Source organism: Patescibacteria group bacterium (genome assembly GCA_023473585.1).
Classification (GTDB): Bacteria; Patescibacteriota; Microgenomatia; order JAMCYU01; family JAMCYU01; genus JAMCYU01.
The window spans coordinates 16,570-35,875 of sequence record JAMCYU010000010.1 but is presented as its reverse complement, the minus strand read 5'-3'; the positions used below and the strand labels follow the sequence as shown (position 1 = coordinate 35,875).

Here is a 19,306-nt window from a genome sequence, read left to right as displayed (position 1 = left end):
GCATCAACCTCTATCGTAATATAAGTTTAGACAATAATTTAAATCCTTCAGAATACTTTGTCTATCGTCCCGATTTCCTGGTCAATTTTCCCCCAGCTTTCGGCTTCAACCGCCTGACCTGGCAGGAAGTCGCACCGTAAGATTAGATAAAGATATAGTTATTGGGAATTGGTGATTAAGAATTAGGAGAGGAAACTTTTAATCTTTTGGTTGAAGAAATTAGGCCGTTTAACATTTTTGCCACCGTTTCTATTTGTTGTAAAATTTCGTTTTTCTTATCAGTCTTAAGATAACCAGCATCGGAAGCACAATAAATGTCGCTTTTTACCTCATTTAAAGAACCACGAGCAATGCGGTAGAATTGAATGCTTTCCTGATAGTGGAATCTACCAAAACCCTCAGCGATATTCCCAGGTATATTTCTGGAAGACTCTTTTAAATGTTTAATGAGATTATATTTTTCTTCTGGGGGAAAGATTTTAACCGTTTCGTAAATTATTTTCATCAATTTTCTTGAATCCTGCCAAACATTAAGCTCTTCAAGTTTTATAATGGTCATAATTTCATTCTACTAATTCCTATATCTATTATCTATATCCAAAACAATTTGACACTTTCTTTCTTTTCTTGTTAAACTGAACTTAATGCGGAAAATTTTCCTCGTTCTACTACTATCTATTATCTACGCCCTATCAGCTGTTTCTCCTGCCATGGCGGCTTGTTCGGGTTCGGGCGAAAATTACGGTTCGCTTCAGGTTTTGCCGCCGGTTGCTGATCGTCCGGCTAACCAACATCCTGATTTAAATTTACTAATTAGAGGTTATGTTCCCGCCAGTAAAGATCGGGTTCTGGTCGAAATGCCCGGACCGACGGAAACCATTGCGCCGCAGTTAGCGACGCTTTTTGACGGCGGAGGGGCGCGGCCGATTGTCGGCACTTATCAGGTTTATGACTGGAATTGGGCGAACAACACGAAAGGTCAGGTTCTTGACGAACCGGAGGTCACACTTTTGGGTTTTAGCGCCAACGCCGGCGAAGCCTTAAGACTGCCAAGGTCGGGCTACACGATCGGCAGCGGTTACGAAGCTTTAGTTTTATACGCGACGGACACGAGCATTACCCTTAAATACACGAACAATGACACCGTTGCGACCGGCTATACGCTGCAGCTTGAGGATATTTGCGTTGATCAGAATTTACTTAATCTTTATCAAAACTTAAACAGCCAGGGCAGAAAATCTTTGCCGGCGCTTCGCTCCGGCCAGATTTTCGGCTTTGCCGCCTCAAGCGAGGTGAAATTGGCGATTCGGGACTCGGGCTGTTATATGGATCCCAGGTCCCGCAAAGACTGGTGGCAAAGTTTACCCGAAGCCTCAAGACAATATATTCCGCAAAAAGACTCCTGTGCCGGGACAGCCGGAGGGGTTATTAATTCCAAGCCTTTTACGCCGACCAGAAAAGTCGAAACCAACGAGACAACGCCTTCCTTAACCGACCCGGTCAAGTTTAAACAGGACGCTTCGCTTTTTCCCGGCGAAACGAAAAGAACGGTTACCAGGGCCGGTTTTTTTGATCAATTTAAGGATTTGTCCATTCCTTTTGCCCAGGAACTGACGCAGTATTTAGCCGGGCCGTTTGCCTATCAGGGGAATGCGGTTATCCAAAATACTCTGGGTTTGGGCCGGCCGGAAAAAGCCGGTGTTTTGGCCAGATTAACCAGTTTGGATTTGCAAACCGAAATGCGCAAGGATTATTTACAAAAATGTCAAAACGGAACTTATTGCTCATCCCAAAATATCGGCAGTCTTGAGTGTCCGACCGCCAGCTCCAACGAGTGTTTGATCGCGGACGGGACCGATATTGGAGCCATTCAGGCGCCGCCCCAAGCCGGAGATCCTTCTTATAACGCCTGGCAAAGACAATGGGGCAAAAAATGGGTTCAGATTCCCTTAATTGCCAACCCCAAAACTTTAGTTAATGGGGCGGTGAAGATGGCCGCCTGCGATGGGGGAGACGGAACGACGGTGACGACCAAAACCCCCTGGATTTCCGCCTTAAAAGACACCTCGGTTTTTTTGTCCGGCATGCTTTTATCGGCCGCCCAAAGCGGCACGGCGCAAATTTTAAAAACGAATAATCTGGCCGAAAGCAATACAGGCAAAGTTCTCCCAGCAGAAACCGCCTGTCCACAGATCGGCGTGACGATTGAAAAAACCTGGGTTCAAAACGGCAGATTACAGTACGGCGTTCGTGTCACCCACAATATCTCGACTTCGCTTATCCATGTCCAAATCAATAATCATATTGGTATTCATTATGAAAATATCCCGTCGGGCAGCGGCGGAATCTATCTTCAGACTGATTATCCCATGGCCAATTTATTTCTGCCAACTTATCCGGTCGGGACCGATCCGTCAACGATTCCTCTGAAGCTAACTTTTGAACCCAGAGACAATTACCCGTCAACCTGCCCGGGAGATATCTGGTTTCAGGGCAGCAACCCCTTGCCGCCGGGTCAGGCGCCGGCTTGCACGCCGCCCAATCTTCCGGCCTCAAAACCGGGCGGGGGGAGTGACGAAGTTGATATTTCCGGTCACGCGCTTTTCGTCGGACCGTCAACGACTTTAACTTGCGAACAATGGACTGGAAATCAATGTACCAAAGGCAATGCCGGCGATGATTTTAACACTCCGGTTTGGCCGGTTGTTTATTATCCCTATTTAAATACGGTTCACGAAGCTTTGGCCGGACAAAACGGGATTTTTCAAGCGATTTTTAAGCCGGCCAAGAAGGAGACCAACAATTGGTCGGACGCCGGCGAATCCGATTTAAATTATTGTCTGGCTTCGGTGCCCGATTATATGGCCAATAAAGCGCCCGGTTATTGGCTTCAGGGAGGCGGACTTTATCCTTACCAGGTGCCCTTTGTTCCGGACGCGACTTGCGATCAGGAATTCACCCAAAATCTTAAGGTTTATCCCGAAAAAATCGGCGGCGTGAAAAACGCCCAGGAATGGGTGATTAAGGAACTAAACCCTTAATTGACAAAAGGATTATAATGAATTGGTTTGCCCAAAAGACATGATGGATGTGTCAAGACGTTTTTTTATAAAAGGTGCATGCGCAAGCGCAGGTGGATTTGTTTTATTTGGAATTGATAAAGAGCGTAGCGTTTTGGCGTGGCCAGCCCCCGAAGAAGATAAACCAAGATTTGTTCATCCACCCCCCCCATCTCCAACACCAGGCCCTCGTGCTCAAGAGGTTAAAGAAAAAGAAATCCCACTTGCTTCGGTATACCGTCATGGAGACAGATCTTTACCACTTGTTGCTCTGACGATTGACGATGCCTGGAATCTTGGAAATGTTAGGACAATTCTTGATATCGCCAAAAGGAGAGGGGTCAAATTAACGCTTTTTCCAACAGGAAGAATGATTGATGCAGACTTGGCCCTTTGGCAACGCGCCTTTGAGGAAGGACATGAGATTGAGAATCACACTTATTCTCACTCGTGGTTGACTGGGCTTTCGGAAGAAGGTATCTTGCGAGAGATTGATATGGCTCAAGCAGCCGTTGATAGAGCTTGCAGAACCCATGTTTTGATGAGATTTATCCGTCCCCCAGGAATGGCAGGATTTACTTCACCAGAAGGGACAAAATGGATTAGGGCAACTATTGCCAAACGAGGATTAGGCGTTGCTCTTTGGGATATTGACAGCGAATCGACGCGTCAGTACGGAAGAATTAATACAGATGGAGTTTTCAGGGCAGTGGGCGATAGAGTTCAAAACGGTTCCATTGTCCTTCAACATTTTATTGAAACTGATGTTGAGGCCTTTCCAATGATTTTAGATGAGCTTAAGAGGCGAAACTTGACACCAGTAACTTTATCTGAACTTCTTAAGAGAAGCGGACATCTTTAAGGGGCAGTCACCTCACCCTTGATTTGCATTGGTATGGTATGATTAGAGGTAATGGAAAACGAGAAGAAAACAACATATTTAGCCGCGATTTTGGGTTTCATTTTGTTAATCATTTTATTTTCCTGGTTTGCTTTTGGCCGGAACAAAGTTGTTTCACCGGTACCGGACGAGGGGATTAAGGTTCTTTTTACGAGTCCTCCGCCAGTCGGCGGACCTTCACCAACCAGCGAATTGACGCCGACACCGAGCGCGACTTCTTCACCGACGCCGAAACCAACCGTTAAAGCCACCGTTAAGCCAACCGTAACACCGAAACCATCAGTAACACCCTCTCCAAGTCCAACCATTTCTCCTACTCCTACACCGTAATTTAGATATAGATATTAGGAATTAGGAAGTGATATAATGAGCAAAGCGAATTAATCAAAGATATATTATATTGCTCATTTATCTTTGATATAATCTTCTTATATGAAAAATTTAAATCAAAGAGTCGGCGTTTTTGTTGATGTTTCCAACATGTATCATTCGGCCCGGCATATGTATGAAGCCAGGGCTAATTTTGGGGCGATTTTAAAGGAGGCTGTCGCCGGCCGGCAGCTGATTCGAGCCATTGCCTACGTTATTTCCGCCGATATTGAACAGGAAAAAGATTTTTTCAAAGCCCTGGAACTTTCCGGTTTTGAAGTCAAACAAAAAGAACTGCAGATTTTTGCCGGCGGGGCCAAAAAAGGCGATTGGGACGTTGGGATTACCATTGATGCCGTGACTTTGGCGCAAAGACTGGACGCGGTCGTTTTGATTTCCGGCGACGGCGATTATGTGCCTTTGGTTGAATATTTAAGAAGAAATACCGGTTGCAAAGTCGAGGTTATTGCTTTTGGCAAATCGGCCTCGAAGAGATTAATCGAAGAAGCGGACGAATTTATTGATTTGGATAAAGATCCGGCTAAATTTTTGATTAGACCCCATTAAGTTCTTTTTTATGGATTTTGCCCAAATTATTATTTTGGGTTTGGTTCAGGGCGTTACGGAATTCTTACCGATTTCCTCAACCGCTCATTTAATTTTGCTTCCCTGGTTTTTTAAATTTCCCGACCCGGGTCTGACCTTTGATATCGCTTTACACTTGGGGACGCTTTTGGCGATTTTAATCTATTTTTGGAGAGAATGGCTAGAGATTATTCGGCGAGGCGCTGAAGTCGCCCACAGAAATTTTGATTCGGCTTCAAATTCTCTCGCGGAAAACCATACGTTGTTAAATGAAAGTCATCGGCGCTCGCAAGGTGAAGCCTCACAAAATTTGTGGGCTCACCGCGCCCTTAGCCTTCTTTTTATTGCGACCATTCCCGGTCTCGTCTTCGGCTTTTTGTTTGAATCCTGGGCCGAAACCTTTTTCCGCAGCCCCATAATTATTGCTATAAGTTTGGCTTTCTTCGGCCTTCTTTTATACATTGCGGATAAAAAATTTACTCACCAAAAAACCCTTGAGGATTTGGATTTAAAAAGAGCTTTTTTCATTGGTTTGGGTCAGGCCCTGGCGATTATTCCCGGCGTTTCGCGTTCCGGGGTCAGTATGACGGTGGGGCTTTTTGTTGGTTTAAAAAGGGAAGCGGCGGTCAAATTTTCTTTCCTCTTGTCGGCGCCGATAATTGCGGGATCCGTACTAGCAGGAATATTAAAAATATCGAATATCGAATATCGAATATCGAATATCGAATTGTTTTTGGGAATTTTAAGTTCGTTTGCCGCCGGAATCTTAACGATCAAATTTCTTTTAAAATTTGTGCAAAAAAGGTCTTTTATGCCTTTTGTGGTTTACCGAATCGTTTTGGCGATCATCATTATTCTGGTTTCTTTTATTTGACATCATTTTCAAAATCTTCTAAGCTGATTTAAGAAACTTGTTTTTTGCCCGCCTTCGCTTATCTCGCTTCGGCGGGCGAAGGGAGGTGAGAAAATGAATTTTTACAGAAAGCCAGTTTTTGCCCGCGTTTTAATGGCGGCCTCGGTTTTGGCATTGATCATGGCTGGTGTGGGAGCGGCCGGTACTGATTTTTGGCTGGCCTCAACCCAGTGGTTGTTGATCGCCATCTTTTTGGCGGTGGCCGGCGTTTTTGTGATTATTGAAACCGGCAGATAATCAGGCGGTGAGAAACCTAAATGAGTCAGAAGCCTAGTATATAAGTTGAAACCTGAAGAAATTAGTAAAAAACGGTCCTCAAATGGAGAGAAGTACCTACTTGCCTTTTTCAATTGCGTTAGGTGAGATAATCTCAAAACTCCGTAAAATCGCATTGGGAAAACGCGCTTCGCATTCTAGGGTAATATGAGCTGATACTGGTTCGGTAGGAAGAATGGAAAGAGAAACAGGAATAATAGAGAGCTCTTTCATCATATTAGAAGCCTCCTTTTCCATCTCAGGAGATGTCCTGAGTAAAATATTTTTAATGCCTCCCAGGCGTTCTACCAGTTCTTTACTGAAGATATTCGACCAGGCAAGAGCATTGATTCTGTCAAAACGAAGCCAGGGTTCAAGTCTACTTATTTCTAATTCGTGATCCCCCCAGGCAAACAAAGGTTTTACTGCAGCAGAAATAACCCAAGCTGCTCTTTCTAATAATTTAGTATTTTCTTTGGGATCCTCCTTAAATTGTTCTTCAGGCATTGAGAGATCTGCAATTGCTCCATGGATTTCTTCCTCGGCAGGATTAAGATGGAACTCTAAGTGGTGACCAGATTTTTCTAGTCTAAGATGGAGCTCTGTTTCTTGGGGCTTGATTTCAAAACCCTCTTTTTTAAGATGCCGATCATGGGGAGAGATTGGAGAAACCCCATAACCTGAAGATAACAAGTTATCAATCATTTTCTTTAATTCTCGTCCTTCATAAAATTTTTTACCTGGTTTGTAAAAAATAAAGCAATATGAATACATTATTTTACCTCCCTAATAATCCAACAAGATTTTCTTTTAATTCTGATATTCTACAGACCCTGATTTTATCAGAGAATTCTGGCCAATTCAAATGGAGATATGGCATTAATATTGAATTAATTTCTTGAGGATTTTTGTCTTCAGGAATAACAATTAAAACACTATTGTACCTGTGTCCTTCTTCATCAGGCCTTAGCCGAACGACAGCCTGTTCTATCCACTTTTGAATTGTGCCAATCGCAGCTTTCCAAACGAAAGTTTTACATTCAATAGCAATATTATTTTTGGTGGCAACATCAACGCGGTTAGTTTCTCTCTCCCGTACTTTATGTTTTTCTTCAAGACCTCTAATATTTTCTGGACCAAGAGCCTCTGCCACTTTAATTTGGAAGGCTCCGCCGTAGCGACTTTCCCAGTGGCGCGACATTGCATTATTAACTACTTCTTGGACCCCGGGAATTTCGGCAAATCTTTGGGAAAAGCGGGAAATTTTTTCATAATGATCTTTTTCTATATACGGTCCAAAGACTGGTATAGTAGTATCATTGGTCTCTTCTGGTTTTATTCCCTTTTTAAAGCTGTAGTTTCCTTTAGGAGAGATTGATAAAATTCTTGCTTATTTCTCCAAAGAGGGCTTCTTGAACATTGACTACATAACCCGGGATTTTTGGTTCGGATGCACTGGCAGTGGAAAATTCTTCAGCGGCCTGAATAAATTTCCCCATTCGTGCTGAGGAAATAGCTCGGTCATTAGCTGCTCTTGCTTCAGGGTTGCCTGCACTTGGAGTATTTCCAATGCAAATCCAGCCTGTTCTATCGCTAAAGTATATAGCTATTGGTTGTAAAACAATGGGAGAGGATTTTGATATATCTTCTTTCGTATCTATTTCTTTTTTGGGGGGAGAATCTGAAACTTTACGGAAAAACTCCTGCCAGACCATACAGCTGAACTTATAGCAAAAAAGATTTCAAAAGTCAAAACTGATCATAAAAATTTACAAGTTAGAAGTTGACAACCTGAAAAAATCTTTTGGCCGTGGCTGGGGTTTTTGTTCTCCTTGAAAGCGAAAAAAAGGCCTGATAGAATTAGGCCATGGTTAAACTCGGTGCCAAAGAATTAAGAACCTCTGAACCCACCAAAGAGGAACTTATCTCCATTAAGAAAAATCCTATTTATATAATTCTAGACAATGTACTTGATACGTATAATGTGGGTTCTATATTCCGATTGGCCGATGCCGTGGCTGCGGAAAAAGTCTTTCTTTGCGGTGAAACCTTAACGCCGCCCAACACACGGATTAAAAAAGCCTCCATCAATACCTGGCAGTGGGTTGACTGGAGTTATGCTTCGACGGCCGTTGAAGTAATCCAGGAACTCAAAACTCAAAACTCAAAACTCAAAACTTTAGTCGTGGAACAGGATGCAAGAAGTGTTCCCTATACACAAATGAAAGTCGAATTTCCGTTGGCAGTGGTCGTCGGTAATGAGACTTATGGCGTCAGTCAGGAAGTTTTAGACATGGTCGACGAGATCGTTGAGATTCCGATGTTCGGCGTCAATAAATCTTTAAATGTCATGGTTTCTTTAGGAATCATTCTCTTTGAAATCATGGAGCAATTAAAATGACGTGTTTGTTTTGTCACTATATTACTTTAAAGCAATATAGTAAGTTATCGAGGAGAAGATCAGATTTGAAGATGGTCTTTTAAGAAACAATTTGCGCTTGACAAAGGGCGAGGGCTTTGTTATGATGCACCAAGTATGACCTAAAGTTTTCGCCAAGTGAGCCGTCGACGCAAGTTGGCGGACGGGAAATCAGCCCCGCTTGGCGGGGCTTTTTTGTTCTCTGCCTGGAAAGGAGGAGAAAATGTCACCAACACTTGATGATTTTGTCAGAAGAGAAGAAGTAAGTTTGCCAAGCGAATTAGCCGGTCGGGAAGTTAAACTGAAAGAGGAAACAGCGGCACTTCTTGGGGCAACACGCGGGAGAATTAGTAGAACGAAAACCGGAGAAGGTTTTGGCACACATAAACTTGATTTGTTAAATGGACCATTAGTCGGGGTTACTTTAACCGTTGATAATGAAACAGGCAATTTGTACGAAAATATTGTACCAAAAGGCAAAGAAAGAGAGTAATATAAATTTTTTCGGCACTTTAACAATCAGGATGTGATAGGAAGTTAATTTTGAGAGTTTGATCCTGGCTCAGGATGAACGCTGGCGGTGTGCCTTAGGCATGCAAGTCGAGCGGGCCTCGCAAGAGGTCAGCGGCGGACGGGTGAGTAACACGTAGGAATCTACCCTTTGATTAAGGATAGCTCGTCGAAAGACGGGGTAATCCTGTATAAGTTCCGAGAGTAATCGAGGAAGAAAGCGAGTAACTTCGCGTCGAAGGATGAGCCTGCGTCCTATCAGCTAGTTGGTGGGGTAATGGCCTACCAAGGCGATGACGGGTAGCTGGACTGAGAGGTCGGTCAGCCACAAGGGCACTGAGACACGGGCCCTACACCTACGGGTGGCAGCAACCGGGAATATTGCGCAATGGAGGAAACTCTGACGCAGCGACACCGCGTGTGGGATGAAGATCTTAGGATTGTAAACCACTTTTGATAGGGAAGGGATGTACCATCTGGTACGTCCGACGGTACCTATAGAATAAGCACTTACAAACTACGTGCCAGCAGTCGCGGTAATACGTAGAGTGCAAGCGTTATCCGGATTTATTGGGCGTAAAGAGTCGCGTAGGCGGGATTATAAGTCGCGTCTAAAATCCCAAGGCTCAACCTTGGAACTGGGTGCGAGACTATAATTCTTGAAGATTAGTGGGGGTTTCGGAACTTCTGGTGGAGCAGTGAAATGCGTTGATATCAGAAGGAACACCAATGGCGAAGGCAGAAACCTAACTAATCCTTGACGCTGAGGCACGAAAGCTTGGGGAGCGAAGCAGATTAGAGACCTGCGTAGTCCAAGCCCTAAACTATCTCTGCTAGATTCTGGTCGCAAGATCGGAGTCGTAAGTTAACACGTTAAGCAGAGCGCCTGGGGAGTACGAGCGCAAGCTTAAAACTCAAAGGAATTGACGGGGATCTGCACAAGCGGTGGAGCGTGTGGTTTAATTCGAGACAAAGCGAAGAACCTCACCAGGGTTTGACATGTATCTGCAAGCCCACGGAAACGTGGGACCTTCGAGGGTGATACAAAGCTGCTGCATGGCTGTCGTCAGCTCGTGCCGTGGGGTGTTGGCTTAAGTGCCATAACGAGCGCAACCCCTATTTAATGTTAAATTTTCATTAGAGACAGCCCTGCCATTCGGTTGGGAGGAAGGTGGGGACGACGTCAAGTCAGCACGGCGCTTATGCCCTGGGCAACACACACACTACAATGGCGAAGAACAACGGGTTGCAACTCCGCGAGGGGAAGCTAATCCCTAAAATTTCGCCTCAGTGGGGATTGCAGGCTGAAACTCGCCTGCATGAACTCGGAATCGCTAGTAATCGCGGATCAGCAAGTCGCGGTGAATACGTTCTCAGATCTTGTACACAAATGTCCTATAAGTATAGGACAGAATGCGCGTCTGGCAGTTTAGGAAATCCCGCCATTAGCGGGATCCCGCATTTTGCGGTGACTAAGTGGTTAAAATCCACTTTTATAGCCAAAAAAATAAATGGCAGGTCCGGTTTCGTGAGAAGCTGGTCTGGAGGGCCTGAGGCAAAAGATAGACCTATAACTTAAAGAAGCGATCGACTCATGCGGTGTGTTATGGGGAAGATCATTAACCAAGCTTCTATAGGTATGTCTGGAATAGTTTTCTAAATGACCCAGAGAGATCTTTTAAGGAAAGAAGCAATGACCTTAAAAGAAGTCAGCTACTTCATAGTAATCGTCTCCGTGATATAATCCAATTATACACGCAGCGGTGAAGGAAGTAACCTAATGATTACAGCTGATTACATTGTTGGATTAACTGACGGAGAGGGATGTTTTTATGTAAATTTGAGAGGCAGGAAACCCGGAAAATGGATTCCTAAAATAGAAACTCATTTTTACATTAAGCTTCGACAAGAAGAGAAACATCTTTTAGATAAGATAAAAAAGTTTTTTGGTCGTGGAGGAGTTTATTTTCAAAAAGAAAAACGGAAGAATCATACACCGTGTTTCAGATTTGAAATAAATTCACAAAAAGATATTCAAGAAACTCTTATTCCTTTCTTTAAGAAGTATCCCTTGCAAGGTCAGTTAAAGCAAAAATCCTTTAAGAATTTTTGTGAGATTTTTAACTTAATCAATAAGAAAAAATATCTTACAAGGGAAGGTATTTTGCAAATCAGACGATTAAAATCAGAAATGAATTTTAGGGCTCGCCCGGTGCGGGAAATCCGCTCGCCGGGTGGGGAATCGAAGCAACTTTAAGCTATCGAAATCCGCCCGTCAAGCCAACAAAGTCGGCAGCGGCCGAAGGTCCGGCATTAGTCGGAGTGAAGCCGAGGTCGGCGATGGGGACTAAGTCGTAAATCAAGTTGCGACTCCCAGTGGTAACATTGGTAAAAAATCTGGCTGTATCGGTGAAACCTAAATCCAGCTTTGCTGGACATGGTAATACCGAGGGAAGTATACTCAAATTATGAGTTTACCCCGTAGAGACTACACGCTAGCTCCGAAGGTAACAAAAGCGTATTTACTTGGAGTTTTGCACGACGCAACGGAAAGACAGACTACCTATCGTATAGCCTCAAAAAGTCAAGCTTTTTGTAATTTTCTCCAAAAGGGAATCAAAAGGCTCGGAAAATCTTGTTGGGTTTACAAGGAGGGAAAAAATCGCAATCTTTGGATTGTGGAATTTTCTAAAATTTTCCTTAAAAAGACACCAATAAAATCCAAACAAGAAAAGATTGATTTTATTAGAGGTTATTTCGATGCTGAAGGAGGTATTGCCAAAAGTTCTCAAGTTCGTTTTTACGTCTATTTTGCTCAAAAGAATAGAAATGATCTTTTAAGAGTAAAACGTTTTCTTGAAGAATTAAAAATTAGTTGCGGGAGAATGCATAATCCAAGTCAGAAGGATGACCCGGAATACTGGAGATTCTACATAAAGGCAAAATCATATAAAGATTTTGCTGGAAAGATTAGTTCCGGACACCCAGAAAAACTTAAATTACTGCGGATGAAGATATAGTCCATGCCACACGAAAGTGATGGAACGACATGAACAAGGTATCCCTAGCCGAAGCTGGGGATGGATCACCTCCTTTCTAAGGAGACAATCACGGAAATGTTTCCGCCATAGGCGGAGTGATTACACCCGAGTTTTCTGTCTCGTCTGTCCTGAAAAATCGAAAGATTTTTTAGGATTAAAAACAGAAACTTCCATATAAGATAACGGAGTGACGATGAAAATAACAATTTTCTAAGTGACGAAGTTATCACAGGAAGGCAAAACCTTCCTATCACATTTTGGTTGTTAAAAAAGACCCTGCGTTAAGCGGGGTTTTTTGGTGGATTTTTCATCTAGCATTTTAATTGAAGATTTAGTAAAATAAGTTTGTCATAAATTCTGCCAATAAATATTTATTTAAAATGGCAATTGGCTTAGAAAGATTAAGACAACTTCTTCCAGTTTTTAAACCAGAAAAAAAGCCCGTTGTTTCTACTCTTATTAGAGATATTTTTGATGGGAAACCGTATCGTGTCGTCCTCTATGAAATTAGAGACGATCCCAATTTATCTCCACAGGAAAAGACAGCGCGGATTAGAGATCTACAAAAGCATTATGATCCAAGCTGGGAGTGGAAAAGTAAAAACGGAGAAGTAGTTTTAAGAGATAAAATGCAAGTTCTCCAGGCTTAACTTTCTTCAAAACTGTGGGTCGGGATGGAATCGAACCATCCGCCTCTTCTTTACCCACCTGCCTAAGCCGACCCGAAATTTTGCTGTGGGCAAGCATGGAATCGGACCATGAACCTTCGTCTTATCAGGACGACGTTCTACCATTGAACTACTTGCCCAAACATTTCGATTAGTTCGGCGGGCAGGTCAGAGAAGCGTTCTACCGATGAACTACCGACCCGAGTTTTGAGGCGCGAGAGGGAATCGAACCCTCGCATCGAGGTTTTGCAGACCCCAGCGTTTCCACTTCGCCATCGCGCCAACATGGTTATTTTAACATAACAAAGGAAAATTTAACAACCCGAATTTTTATTCAGACTTGGAAAAACTTTCCTCTTTACAATTATTGGCAGGTTCGTTAAACTAGCGCCATGGAAAATTCAGGACTATCTGCAAACAGTCTCCAGATCATGCGGGCTAAATATCTTCTGAAAAACGAAAAAGGCGAGGTTTCGGAAACGCCCGAAGATTGTTTCCAAAGAGTCGCCAAGACGGTTTCTTCGGCCGAAGAAACGCCGGAATTAAGAAAACTTTGGCAGGAAAAATTTAATACCCTTTTATCTTCTTTGGCATTTTTGCCCGGAGGAAGAACGTTGGCCAACGCCGGGACCAATTTTCCGCAGTTGGCGAATTGTTTTGTTTTACCGATGGAAGACAATATTGAGGAGATCTTTGAAGTCGTTAAGGATTCGTCCATCTTGAAAAAATTCGGCGGCGGCGTCGGTTTTTCTTTTTCAAAAATCAGACCGAAAAACGATGTCATCGCCGGAACTTCGGGGAACGCCTGCGGACCGGTCGCTTTAATGAAAATTATTGACTCCGCCAGCGAAATTTTTATGCAGGACGGAAAAAGAAGAAGCGGTAATATGGTCGTTTTGTCGGTAACGCACCCTGATATTTTGGACTTTATCACCGCGAAAAAAGATCAAAAAACCCTGCCGCAGGTTAATTATTCACTGGGCGTGAGCGATGCTTTTATGAAGGCCGTTTCGAAAAATTTGTCCTGGGAACTGATCAATCCCCGGACCGGACGCGTGGCTTCCAAGGTTAACGCCCGCAGTATTTTCGAAGTGGCAACCGCCATGGCTTGGGAAAACGGCGACCCGGGGATGATCTTTTTGGACCGCATCAACAGGGACAATCCGACGCCTCATTTAGGCCCGATTGAAGCGGTTAATTTATGCGGCGAGCAGCCGCTTTTACCTTACGAAGCCTGTAATTTGGGCAGTCTTAACTTGGTAAAATTTTTAAAAGGCAAAGACGATCTTTTAAAAATTGATTGGCAAAAACTGAAAAAAACTGTTGAAGTGGCGGTTCGGTTTTTGGACGATGTTATTTCTGCCGGTCATTATCCCTTGGCTAAAGTTGACCGCATGGTTAAGGCCAATCGCAAAATCGGCTTAGGTCTAATGGGTTGGGCGGATTTTTTGATTAAACTCAAAATTCCTTATGACAGCAAAGAGGCGCTAATGTTGGCGGAAAATTTAATGAAATTTATCAGTAAAAACGCTCATTTTTCTTCGGCGCAATTGGGAAAGGAAAAAGGCTCATTTCCGAATTTTATCGGCAGCCGCTGGCAGAAAAAAACCAAAACGATGAGGAATGCGACCTGTACGACCATCGCGCCGACCGGTTCGATTTCGATGGTGGCCGGTGTTTCTTCGGGGATCGAACCCTTATTTGCCCTTTCGTATTATAAAGAAGTTTTAGACGGGGCCAGATTACCCGAGGTTAATCAGGATTTGATGAAAATACTAAACACGAAAGACAAAAGACTCAATACTAAAAACATCATTAACGGAATTCTTAAATATGGGACTATTCAACACATTAAACAAGTACCAGAAAAAGTGAAGAAAATATTTGTCACGGCTCACGAAATTAATCCCGTCTGGCATGTCAAAATGCAGGCGGCTTTTCAAAAATATACGGATAACGCCGTTTCCAAAACCATTAATCTGCCGAACAAAGCGACGGTTGAAGACGTTGAAGAAGCCTTTATGTTTGCTTGGAAATTAGGCTGTAAAGGCATCACGACTTATCGTGACAAAAGTCGGGAAAACCAGGTTTTAAATATTGGCGAGGCCAGTTCACATAATGAGACTCGATTCCGGGAATCAATAGGTCAAACCATATCAGATAAATGTCCGAATTGCGGAAAGAAATTAACCAGGGAAGAGGGGTGTCTTAAGTGCCATAGTTGCGGTTATTCGGCTTGTGAACTATGAAAGTAAAAGTTTCTCATTGGCCGGTTGAGGACGGACGCTATAAAGTCGGCAATCCACAATCATCAATTGCTGTTTGCACCGAAGCCACGGTTGAGGGGATCGAGGTTGACCTTAAAAAAGTCGCCATTATCGGCAAATGCGTCACGGAAAATATCGGGATTGAGAAAGTTGTCAAAAATATCGTTTCCAACCCCAATATCAGATTTTTAATTCTTTGCGGGAAACAATCGCGGGGTCATGATGTCGGGCAAACGCTGATTTCCTTAAGAGATCATGGTCTTGACAAAGACAGGAGGGTGATTGGTTCAACCGGCAGTATTCCGGTCATGAAAAATCTGAAAAGCGACGAAGTGCAAAGGTTTCGAAAACAAATTCTGCCAATTGACTTGCAGGGGATAACGGATCAAAATAAAATCAATTTTAAAATTGAACAATTGTTAAGACAGGATCCCGGCGCTTTTACAGGAAAACCGATGAAAATTAAAAAATTAAAGCAAGCCAAGGTTATCAAATGTCTTCGGGCGAAACCCAACGAAAAATTTATAAGTGATCCTTTGGGTTCTTTTCAGATAAGTCTTGACCAGAAAGAGAAGCTCATTATCTGCCAGCATTACAACCATGATCTGGAATTGGATGTCCAGGTCACCGGTCAAGACGCGATTTCGATTTGCGATACAGTTTGCCGCTTAAATTTAATCGGCAAATTTTCGGAAAATAATGTCCATGCGGCCTATCTGGGGCGGGAACTTGAGAAAGCCGAAATAGCGCTTGAGAACGGATTAGAATATAAACAGGATATACCATTGGAAATAAGAAAAAAGGAATTGGGAATCAGTGACAAGAAAGAAGACGAGTTCGGTTGGTGAGTATGTATAAAACGACGATTATTAATGCCAAAACACTGGGGGAGGCCTGGGAGAGTGCCTGTAAAGTCATGTTAAAAGACGGCTGTCTTCGTTATGTTCAAGCGCCCGAATACCAGATTGAAACTTTGGATTTGCCGATGATGATTATTGTGGATAAACCTATGGATGAACCCAGACTTTCCAAATTGGCAGAAGACAGCAGGGAAGTCGTTGAAGAATACACCAAGACCTACCTTTTTGGTTATAAAGACCCAAAAAAAGAAAAAGAGTTTGAATACACTTACCATTCCAGGCTTCGCTGTTACCCGGATTGTAAAGTCAGAGCCTGGTTGCCGGCCCTTTCGGAAAATAAAGAAGATTTGCAAAAACAAATCGAAGAAATTATTCCCGACGGAAAATGCGTCGTTGAACGCCTTGACCAGGTTGAATACGCCATTAAAATTTTCAAAAAAGATCCAACCCGAAGAACGGTTGTTTTGTCAACCTGGATTCCTTATCGGGATTTGATGAAATTCGGGCCAAAAAGAGAAGACACTTCAAGCCCTTGTCTGGTTTTAATCCACCCGCAATTAGTGGACGGTTTTTTGCATTTTTTTGTGACGATGAAGACGAACGATTTGTATAATGCCTGGCCGGGAAACGCTTACGCTTTTACAACTCTGCAAAAATTTATGGCCAAAGAAATCGGCGTTAAGGTCGGGACTTACACTCACTTTTCCGTTTCCATGCAAATCTATAAAGATAAGTGGACGGAAGCCAGGAAAAAATTTAAGTTAAAATAAATCTTATGGATCAAAGATTTAAGGACATTAAGGTCATTGCTTGGGATTTGGATACGACACTATATAAGCCCAATCCGGTTTTGGGTAAAGCCTTTTTGGACGGTTGTATTGAAGAGGTGGCCAAAGTTAAGAACCTGTCTTTTGCTCGCGCCGAAAAACTTTTTAACGAAGAGAGAAAAAAGACGAATTCAAGCACGCAGGTTCTTCTTAATTTTTTTAAAATGAAAACGCCCCAGGATGTTTTTTACAAAATGTGGGAAATCCAAAAGCGGATCGGCAAAATCAATTATCTTCATAAAGACCCGAAGCTTCCTGAAATGTTTGACCGATTATCCGGGTTTCACCATTTTATTATTAGCAATTCCGTGCCGGAGGAAATAGAAAACGTGCTTTCTGCCATTGGACTGGACAGCAAATATTTTGAAAAACTAATTTCCGTGGTTGACACCGGCGAACCAAAACCTTCCTTAAAACCTTTCCGTTCTCTGCTTGAGCTTACCGGTTTGCCCTCCGGACAGCATCTGATGATCGGCGATCGGGAAGATGTTGATATTGAACCGGCGAAAAAATTGGGCTTTAAAACGATTTTAGTTTGGGGTCAATCATTTCTGGCCGATGCTTCACTATCTTCGGTTTATGAAGTTGCCGAACTTCTTCTTTAAAAAATTAAAAAAACTTGTGAAATAGGGCAAATTGTGTTAATATCGGCATTCTAAGGATAGTTTGTGATTAACTTAAAAGAAAGGACAAACCTATCCTGCCCAACCGGAGAGAGCCTACTAAAAGCATGTGGAAATTATAGGTTAGCTCCTGTTGTTACTCCTTATAATTGGCCCACCGAAGTCAGTCAAAAAGTTAGGGCTGATCTTCTCAGTCCTCAAAAACAAATTGGGCAGTCTTTTGAGGAAGCGATCAAAAAATTCAGGTTTGGCCCTGTTAATATTCCCCCAGACTTACTGGCTCCAGTTGCCAGAAAAGCTATAAGTCACATATTTGAACATGAAGAAGGGCCAGATGTTAATCAGCTTGTCGTTGAGAATATTTGTGCGATTCTTAGCCGCCGACCGCCACTTACTCAAGAAGAAATTTTAAGAGCCAGAGGGAAAACAAGGCAGTTATTTGAAACTGTTGGGATTAGTTTGTTGTGGTATGCTGGACTTGACTCCCTTGCTCAACCTGCGGAGATTTTGGTCGAGGGAGATCAAGCGACAGCACAAATTCTTGTAAGAGAGAGAGCCTGGAATGCCTTAAATTATATTCTTTTTGGTAAACCGGAACAAAAAACTCCCGGAGGATATGTAAGAGAACAAATAGTTTGGCAAGAAGCGCTTCTTTGGAGAGAAACAATTATGGCCAATCTTCCTTTGTTCTATCGTAGATCCTTAGATTCGCTTGATGTACAGAGAATAGTTGATATAACCTGTCTAGAAGCCGGAGAGAAAGCCCCCGAAGTGCTCGCAGAAACGGCTAAAACCATCGGCGTTCTTTTAGAAAATTATTTTCGTGGTCAAAAGAAAGAGCAAGGCTTAATATTTGAAACCAATTTAAGAGCAGGATTGGCAAGAAACTTGTTTGGTCGAAATTCTTGGGCGACAGCTAATTTCCCCGACAAAAGTCAAGAGCCTTACAAACCTGAGATAACTCATCAACAAGCCGAAAAACTGGCTGATTGTTTAGCGGGTCTTTCTTGGCGGGAAATACCGGAAGTTTCCGAAGAAGCGGTGCGCGAGGCGGGAAAACTAATTACTTTAGCCCAACATCTTTTCGGAGAAGAAACGGTCAAGAAGGGTGTTTTTTTACCAAGACTTATGGGAGCTCTTGACGAGGCGGCCCGGTTTTATAAAATTGATCAAATCGAAGATTCGGTTGTTCGAAGACGACCGATTGAGGATTACGCTAAAGAAGTCGTTAGTCCATTCCTTGTTCTTGGTGGTGATTTTGCCTGTAAATCTGAATTTAACCAAGAAGGTACCTACCGCTTGCAGGTTGAAGGACTAAAGAGGACCTCCGCACCGGGCATTTTTCATAATTACCTTACGCGCATCGCGACACGAATGGGCCTTTGTTTCCCGATGTCGGCAAAGATTGACCTAGCCCTTGTAGCGGAAGGACAAACCGTGTCATTAAAAGTTGTAACCAAAGAGCTTCTTGAAGCTTATTATCAAGGTTCAAAGGCTGTCACGGTCCTAGTCTCTCCCAAATTCACTTGGGGTTTAAAAGATGATTAATCATGAACTAAAACCGAATGAGCCAAAACCAAAAGAACAACGGCCACCGCGCGGTCGCCTTGTTTCCGAGGCAGAGTTTCGCCGTTTTGAACCAGCATTCCCCGGAAGCAAACAACCGGAGATTGTGATTTTTGAAGGCAGTTTTCAATTAGGTCCAGTGGCAACGATTGGTGATGCCCTTCATGATGCCTTAAGAGGCTGGTCTGATTATCCTGATTCTAACATTCATCAAAAAATAAGTTTAGTTATCCAAAGAGCCAGAGAAAGGGGAATTGAAGTTGGCGGTCAAACTTACCCAGTTGTGAAGATTATCCAAACAATGCAAAACCCCAGATATGACAACTCACCTTTTATTTTAGTTGCCAAAATAACAAGAATAATTTAAATTACCTCTTACTCCTTATCTTTCTTTTTGTCTTTTTTCCCAATTGCAGAAAAGAAAAAGATGGTTTATATTGTTA

21 protein-coding genes, 2 tRNA genes and 1 rRNA gene are annotated in these 19,306 nt (G+C 43.0%); 17 read left to right on the top strand and 7 right to left on the bottom strand.

Annotation, left to right across the window (positions count from 1 at the left end):
• Positions 1–175: 175 nt before the first annotated feature.
• The gene (locus M1575_04050; GenBank protein ID MCL5095863.1) at positions 176–559 is read right to left on the bottom strand and encodes a four helix bundle protein; all 384 of its coding nucleotides are present in this window, start codon (positions 557–559) and stop codon (positions 176–178) included.
• A gap of 85 nt (positions 560–644) precedes the next feature.
• Here M1575_04050 and M1575_04045 point away from each other — a divergent pair, with 85 nt between their 5' ends.
• Together M1575_04045 and M1575_04040 are read left to right on the top strand one after the other, a co-directional pair.
• Complete coding sequence (locus M1575_04045) at positions 645–3,041, top strand: hypothetical protein (GenBank protein MCL5095862.1); 2,397 nt, start codon at positions 645–647, stop codon at positions 3,039–3,041.
• Positions 3,042–3,174: 133 nt separating this feature from the next.
• Positions 3,175–3,921 carry a polysaccharide deacetylase family protein gene (locus tag M1575_04040; GenBank protein MCL5095861.1) on the top strand — a complete coding sequence of 249 codons (747 nt, stop codon included), beginning with the start codon at positions 3,175–3,177 and terminating at the stop codon, positions 3,919–3,921.
• Here the strand turns inward: M1575_04040 and M1575_04035 are convergent.
• Complete coding sequence (locus M1575_04035; protein ID MCL5095860.1) at positions 3,918–4,268, bottom strand: hypothetical protein; 351 nt, start codon at positions 4,266–4,268, stop codon at positions 3,918–3,920. The genes M1575_04040 and M1575_04035 overlap by 4 nt on opposite strands.
• 124 nt (positions 4,269–4,392) lie before the next feature.
• On the opposite strand from M1575_04035, the gene M1575_04030 reads away from it, so the two are divergent.
• From M1575_04030 to M1575_04020, 3 genes are all read left to right on the top strand, one after another.
• A complete protein-coding gene (locus M1575_04030; GenBank protein ID MCL5095859.1) occupies positions 4,393–4,896 on the top strand; it encodes an NYN domain-containing protein in 504 nt (167 codons plus the stop codon).
• A 10-nt stretch (positions 4,897–4,906) separates the two neighbouring features.
• Positions 4,907–5,788 carry an undecaprenyl-diphosphate phosphatase gene (locus tag M1575_04025; protein MCL5095858.1) on the top strand — a complete coding sequence of 294 codons (882 nt, stop codon included), beginning with the start codon at positions 4,907–4,909 and terminating at the stop codon, positions 5,786–5,788.
• A 93-nt stretch (positions 5,789–5,881) separates the two neighbouring features.
• Positions 5,882–6,064 carry a hypothetical protein gene (locus tag M1575_04020; GenBank protein ID MCL5095857.1) on the top strand — a complete coding sequence of 61 codons (183 nt, stop codon included), beginning with the start codon at positions 5,882–5,884 and terminating at the stop codon, positions 6,062–6,064.
• Between the two features lie 96 nt (positions 6,065–6,160).
• Here the strand turns inward: M1575_04020 and M1575_04015 are convergent, their stop codons facing one another.
• The 3 genes from M1575_04015 to M1575_04005 all read right to left on the bottom strand — a co-directional run bounded on the left by M1575_04015 (position 6,161) and on the right by M1575_04005 (position 7,797).
• Entirely contained in the window at positions 6,161–6,787 is a 627-nt protein-coding gene (locus M1575_04015) for a hypothetical protein (GenBank protein ID MCL5095856.1), read from the bottom strand.
• A 73-nt stretch (positions 6,788–6,860) separates the two neighbouring features.
• The gene (locus M1575_04010) at positions 6,861–7,235 is read right to left on the bottom strand and encodes a hypothetical protein (GenBank protein MCL5095855.1); all 375 of its coding nucleotides are present in this window, start codon (positions 7,233–7,235) and stop codon (positions 6,861–6,863) included.
• Positions 7,236–7,446: 211 nt separating this feature from the next.
• On the bottom strand, positions 7,447–7,797 hold the full coding sequence (locus tag M1575_04005; protein MCL5095854.1) for a hypothetical protein: 351 nt from the start codon (positions 7,795–7,797) through the stop codon (positions 7,447–7,449).
• Positions 7,798–7,949: 152 nt separating this feature from the next.
• On the opposite strand from M1575_04005, the gene M1575_04000 reads away from it, so the two are divergent.
• The 6 genes from M1575_04000 to M1575_03975 all read left to right on the top strand — a co-directional run bounded on the left by M1575_04000 (position 7,950) and on the right by M1575_03975 (position 12,702).
• Entirely contained in the window at positions 7,950–8,483 is a 534-nt protein-coding gene (locus M1575_04000; protein ID MCL5095853.1) for a TrmH family RNA methyltransferase, read from the top strand.
• 241 nt (positions 8,484–8,724) lie between these two features.
• The gene (locus M1575_03995) at positions 8,725–8,994 is read left to right on the top strand and encodes a hypothetical protein (protein ID MCL5095852.1); all 270 of its coding nucleotides are present in this window, start codon (positions 8,725–8,727) and stop codon (positions 8,992–8,994) included.
• 46 nt (positions 8,995–9,040) lie between these two features.
• Positions 9,041–10,436 (top strand): 16S ribosomal RNA (locus M1575_03990).
• 355 nt (positions 10,437–10,791) lie between these two features.
• Entirely contained in the window at positions 10,792–11,268 is a 477-nt protein-coding gene (locus M1575_03985; protein MCL5095851.1) for a hypothetical protein, read from the top strand.
• Between the two features lie 211 nt (positions 11,269–11,479).
• Positions 11,480–12,031 carry a hypothetical protein gene (locus tag M1575_03980; GenBank protein ID MCL5095850.1) on the top strand — a complete coding sequence of 184 codons (552 nt, stop codon included), beginning with the start codon at positions 11,480–11,482 and terminating at the stop codon, positions 12,029–12,031.
• A gap of 401 nt (positions 12,032–12,432) precedes the next feature.
• Positions 12,433–12,702, top strand: a complete 270-nt coding sequence (locus tag M1575_03975) for a hypothetical protein (protein MCL5095849.1) — start codon at positions 12,433–12,435, stop codon at positions 12,700–12,702.
• An 86-nt stretch (positions 12,703–12,788) separates the two neighbouring features.
• On the opposite strand, the gene M1575_03970 is transcribed toward M1575_03975, so the two are convergent.
• Positions 12,789–12,860, bottom strand: a tRNA-Ile gene (locus tag M1575_03970).
• A gap of 70 nt (positions 12,861–12,930) precedes the next feature.
• Positions 12,931–13,002 (bottom strand) — tRNA-Cys (locus M1575_03965).
• A 110-nt stretch (positions 13,003–13,112) separates the two neighbouring features.
• Here M1575_03965 and M1575_03960 point away from each other — a divergent pair.
• From M1575_03960 to M1575_03935, 6 genes are all read left to right on the top strand, one after another.
• Positions 13,113–14,969, top strand: a complete 1,857-nt coding sequence (locus M1575_03960; protein MCL5095848.1) for an adenosylcobalamin-dependent ribonucleoside-diphosphate reductase — start codon at positions 13,113–13,115, stop codon at positions 14,967–14,969.
• Complete coding sequence (locus tag M1575_03955) at positions 14,966–15,835, top strand: hypothetical protein (protein MCL5095847.1); 870 nt, start codon at positions 14,966–14,968, stop codon at positions 15,833–15,835. Before M1575_03960 ends, M1575_03955 begins: the two co-directional genes overlap by 4 nt.
• Before the next feature lie 2 nt (positions 15,836–15,837).
• Positions 15,838–16,617 carry a thymidylate synthase gene (locus tag M1575_03950; protein ID MCL5095846.1) on the top strand — a complete coding sequence of 260 codons (780 nt, stop codon included), beginning with the start codon at positions 15,838–15,840 and terminating at the stop codon, positions 16,615–16,617.
• 5 nt (positions 16,618–16,622) lie between these two features.
• Positions 16,623–17,279: an HAD family hydrolase gene (locus tag M1575_03945; protein MCL5095845.1), complete on the top strand. Its 657-nt coding sequence runs from the start codon at positions 16,623–16,625 to the stop codon at positions 17,277–17,279.
• Between the two features lie 63 nt (positions 17,280–17,342).
• Positions 17,343–18,845 carry a hypothetical protein gene (locus M1575_03940; GenBank protein MCL5095844.1) on the top strand — a complete coding sequence of 501 codons (1,503 nt, stop codon included), beginning with the start codon at positions 17,343–17,345 and terminating at the stop codon, positions 18,843–18,845.
• On the top strand, positions 18,838–19,230 hold the full coding sequence (locus M1575_03935) for a hypothetical protein (protein MCL5095843.1): 393 nt from the start codon (positions 18,838–18,840) through the stop codon (positions 19,228–19,230). Before M1575_03940 ends, M1575_03935 begins: the two co-directional genes overlap by 8 nt.
• Positions 19,231–19,306 lie beyond the last annotated feature (76 nt).